This window comes from Streptomyces sp. DSM 15324 (assembly GCF_001514285.1).
Lineage (GTDB): Bacteria > Actinomycetota > Actinomycetes > Streptomycetales > Streptomycetaceae > Streptomyces.
The window spans coordinates 1-773 of the sequence record NZ_KQ949071.1 but is presented as its reverse complement, the minus strand read 5'-3'; the positions used below and the strand labels follow the sequence as shown (position 1 = coordinate 773).

Genomic DNA, 773 nt, shown 5'->3' with positions numbered 1-773 from the left:
TGGGTCGGTGTGGTCTCCGCGGGGGACGGTGTTGGTGACGGGTGGTACGGGTGCGTTGGGTGCGCGGGTGGCGCGGTGGGTGGCGGCGGAGGGTGCCGAGCATGTGGTGCTGGTGAGCCGTCGGGGTGTGGAGGCTCCGGGTGCGGTGGAGTTGCGTGAGGAGCTTGCCGCGGCTGGTGTGCGGGTGAGTGTGGAGGCGTGTGATGTGGCTGATCGGGGGGCGGTGGAGGCGTTGTTGGGGGTGTATCCGGTGGATGCGGTGGTGCATGCGGCGGGTGCGGTGGTGAATGTGCCGTTGGGTGAGGTGTCGGTGTCCGATCTTGCCGGGGTGTGGGCGGGCAAGGTGGCGGGTGCGGTGCATCTGGATGCGGTGCTGGGCGATCGTGCGTTGGATGCGTTCGTGGTGTTCTCCTCGATTGCCGGTGTGTGGGGCAGTGGGGGGCAGGCGGGGTATGCGGCGGCGAACGCGGCGTTGGACGGGTTGGTGTCGGCGCGTCGGTCGCGGGGGTTGGTGGGGACGTCGGTGGCGTGGGGTCCGTGGGCCGGTGGGGGTATGGCGGCGGACGAGGGTGCGGTGGAGGCGTTGCGGCGGCGGGGTCTGGTGGCGCTGGATCCGGAGCGTGCGGTGCGGGCGCTGGGCCGGGTCGCCGCGGGTGGGGATGCGGTCGTGGTCGTGGCGGACGTGGAGTGGGAGCGGTTCGCTCCCGCGTACACGAGCGTGCGTCCGAGCGCGTTGCTGGCCGGGCTTCCCGAGGCACACACCGCCCTCACCA

1 protein-coding gene is annotated in these 773 nt (G+C 72.1%); it reads left to right on the top strand.

The genetic code is table 11. From position 1 onward, the window contains the following. Positions 1–7 precede the first annotated feature (7 nt). On the top strand, positions 8–773 hold a 766-nt coding region (locus AQJ58_RS40225), incomplete at its 3' end, for an SDR family NAD(P)-dependent oxidoreductase (protein ID WP_324613869.1).